The organism is Mesorhizobium sp. (assembly GCF_017306585.1).
Classification (GTDB): Bacteria; Pseudomonadota; Alphaproteobacteria; order Rhizobiales; family Rhizobiaceae; genus Mesorhizobium.
Genome location: NZ_JAFKIC010000346.1, coordinates 1 through 3,273, shown reverse-complemented (window position 1 = coordinate 3,273; position 3,273 = coordinate 1). Strand labels below are relative to the sequence as shown.

The window sequence follows — 3,273 nt, the reverse complement described above, 5'->3', positions numbered from 1 at the left end:
CGATACCGACGATGCGGTCGCCAGGAACGGCGCCTTCCGGCGCGAAACGTACCGGCAGGTCGCCGCGCACGCCGCGGATCGGCACCGCGCCGTCGCGCGGCTGGTCCTTGTCCTTGCGCGCCGCGCGGCCCGGTATTTGGAACAGCATGCCTGCAGCGTTGCGGATCTTCGACCAGCCCTCCTCGCGCTGCTTGGGCGCGGCGGGCGTCACGCGCTCGTCCTTGTAGTCGGGGAAAACCGCCTTCATGACATCGGTGGAAGCCAGTTCGCCGCGGCCGACGGACGCCAAGACGTCCTCGATGTCCTTGCGCGCCAGCCGGTGCAGCACCGGCTTCAGGCTCTCCTTGGTGAAGGTCTTGCCGGCCCGTTCGAAGGCGCGCTCCAGAATGCGGGCGCCGAGCCCCGAATATTGTTTGCGGATCGCGTTCTTGGTGGCGCGACGTATGGCGGCGCGCGCCTTGCCGGTAACGACGACCGATTCCCACGCGGCGGGCGGCACCTGCGCCTTGGAGCGGATGATCTCGACCTCGTCGCCATTCTTCAGTTCCGTCATCAGCGGCATGATGCGGCCATTGACCTTGGCACCGACGCAGGTGTCGCCGACATCGGTGTGCACCGCATAGGCGAAGTCGATGGGCGTGGCACCGCGCGGCAGGGCAATCAGCATGCCCTTCGGCGTGAAGCAGAACACCTGATCCTGGAACAGCTCGAGCTTGGTGTTTTCGAGGAAGTCCTCGGGATTGTCGCCTTCGGCGAGCTGTTCGATGGTGCGCCGCAGCCAGGCATAGGCGTTGGTTTCCTTCGAGATCGCATGGCCCGCGCCGTTCGTCTTGCCGCCAGTGTCCTTGTAGATGGAATGGGCGGCAACGCCGTATTCGGCGATCTTGTTCATCTCCCGCGTGCGGATCTGCAGTTCGACGCGCTGGCGCGAGGGACCAACAATGGTGGTGTGGATCGAACGGTAGTCGTTCTGCTTTGGCGTCGAGATGTAGTCCTTGAAGCGCCCGGGCACCATCGACCATGTCGTATGGATGGCGCCGAGAGCGCGATAGCAATCCTCGACCGTGTCGACGACGACACGGAAGCCGAAAATGTCCGACAACTGCTCGAAGGACAGCGCCTTGGCTTCCATCTTGCGGAACACCGACCACGGCTTCTTCTGGCGGCTTTTGACGCCGGCCTTGATGGCGTGCTTTTCGAACAGGCCCGAAAGCGCCTTCTCGATTTCGGAGAGCACGTCCTTGTTGCGCTCGAAGATTTCGGCGAGCCTGGCGGTGACGGCACGGTAGGCTTCCGGATTGATGTAGCGGAAGGCAATCTCCTCCAGCTCCTCGCGCATGCCCTGCATGCCCATGCGGCCGGCGAGCGGCGCATAGATATCCATCGTCTCCTCGGCGATGCGCAGGCGCTTGGCCTCCGGCATATGGTCGAGGGTGCGCATGTTGTGCAGGCGGTCGGCGAGCTTGACCAGGAGCACGCGGACATCCTCGGAGATCGCCAGCAGGAGCTTGCGCAGATTCTCCGCCTGCTCGGCCTTCTTGGAGACGAGGTCGAGCTTCTTCAGCTTGGTCAGGCCCTCGACCAGCTTTCCCATCTCGGGCCCGAACAGTTCGTCGATCTCGGCCCGTGTCGCCGTGGTGTCCTCGATCGTGTCATGCAGCAAGGCAACGGCGATCGTCGCTTCGTCCATGTGCATTTCGGTGAGGATGGCGGCGACTTCGAGCGGATGCGAAAAGTAAGGGTCGCCGGAAGCGCGCTTCTGGTGGCCATGCTTCTGCATGGCATAGACGTAGGCCTTGTTCAGCAACGCTTCGTTGACGTCAGGCTTGTAGCGCTGGACGCGCTCGACAAGCTCATACTGACGCATCATGGGCACAATCTCGCGGCGATGAAATGAATCATGCGCCGCACTGATTGTACGGCGCATGTCATAGATAGCCACGAAACTGACGAGACGGAAGTGCCGGAAGATTGTTCCAGGCGCTTGACGGGGCCTCGCTTAGTAGTCGTCGCTCTTTTCCGGCGGTACCAGGCCTTCGATGCCGGCCAACAGGTCTTCCTCGGTCATGCGATCGAAGGCGATGTTGTCCTCGGCGTCGTCCGTCTCGGCCGTCGCAACAGCGGCACCGGTCTGGTCGGCGATCGCCTCGCCATCGGCCTCGGGCTCGTCGACTTCGACATGCTTCTGCAACGAATGGATCAGATCTTCCTTGAGGTCGTCGGGCGACAGCGTCTCATCGGCGATCTCGCGCAAAGCGATGACCGGGTTCTTGTCGTTGTCGCGCGGCACGGTGATCTGCGCGCCCTGGCTGATCTGGCGAGCGCGATGGCCTGCCAGGAGCACCAGTTCGAAGCGGTTGTCGACCTTGTCGATGCAGTCTTCAACGGTTACGCGGGCCATCAATTGCCCCTTTCATGCCTGGATTTAATGGAAAACAGGCGCGGTCCATAACCCGAACGCCGTCAAAATACAAGCTTCTTGGCAAGAGCGGTCTCGGGGCGACTCAATCCTGCGATCGTGTCCCCCGATTTGGCAGAACCGGGCCGCGACCCAGATTTGACGTCGTGATCACAATTGCTTGCACTGCCCGACACGCCCTTGGATTGCCGCCGAACTGGCGTTATCTCGGTTGGCCAAGGTCAGCCGGTTTATTATGCGCCTGACCGATAGTCGCTTCCGCATTTCGTTTTGACGGCTGAATTTTCGAAAAGGACAATTTTCATGTTCGACCCCCGGGAAAAGATCGCCCTGTTCATCGACGGCGCCAATCTCTACGCGACCTCGCGGGCGCTTGGCTTCGACATCGATTATCGCAAACTTTTATCGAGCTTCCAAAAACGCGGCTATCTCCTGCGCGCCTACTACTACACGGCGCTGGTCGAGGATCAGGAATATTCCTCGATCCGTCCGCTGATCGACTGGCTCGACTATAACGGCTTCAAGGTGGTGACAAAGCCGGCCAAGGAGTTCACCGACTCGACCGGCCGCCGCAAGATCAAGGGCAACATGGACATCGAGCTTACCGTCGATGCCCTGGAACTTGCCGATGTGGTAGACCACTACGTCATCTTCTCCGGCGACGGCGATTTCCGCACGCTGGTGGAAGCGCTGCAGCGGCGTGGCCGCAAGGTGTCCATCGTCTCGACCATGGCCTCGCAGCCGCCGATGATATCGGACGACCTTCGCCGCCAGGCCGACCATTTCATCGACCTGACGACGCTGAAGAACGAGGTTGGCCGCGATCCCTCCGAAAGGCCCGTGCGGCGGCCCGA

General features: G+C 61.7%; 3 protein-coding genes. 1 reads left to right on the top strand and 2 read right to left on the bottom strand.

Annotation, left to right across the window (positions count from 1 at the left end; all coding sequences use genetic code 11):
- Positions 1-1,870: bifunctional (p)ppGpp synthetase/guanosine-3',5'-bis(diphosphate) 3'-pyrophosphohydrolase (locus tag J0I79_RS34505; protein ID WP_292870496.1), on the bottom strand; the 1,870-nt coding region annotated here is incomplete at its 3' end.
- 129 nt (positions 1,871-1,999) lie between these two features.
- Positions 2,000-2,401 (bottom strand): DNA-directed RNA polymerase subunit omega, encoded by a 402-nt coding sequence (gene rpoZ / locus J0I79_RS34500; protein ID WP_292870493.1) that lies wholly within the window; start codon positions 2,399-2,401, stop codon positions 2,000-2,002.
- Between the two features lie 321 nt (positions 2,402-2,722).
- Here rpoZ and J0I79_RS34495 point away from each other — a divergent pair.
- Positions 2,723-3,273, top strand: a 551-nt coding sequence (locus J0I79_RS34495; protein WP_292870490.1) for an NYN domain-containing protein, incomplete at its 3' end; no start/stop codon positions are given.

What these genes read in the sequence shown, in the direction of transcription:
- rpoZ (WP_292870493.1), bottom strand. Translation starts at nt 2,401, where the DNA reads ATGGCCCGCGTAACCGTTGAAGACTGCATCGACAAGGTCGACAACCGC.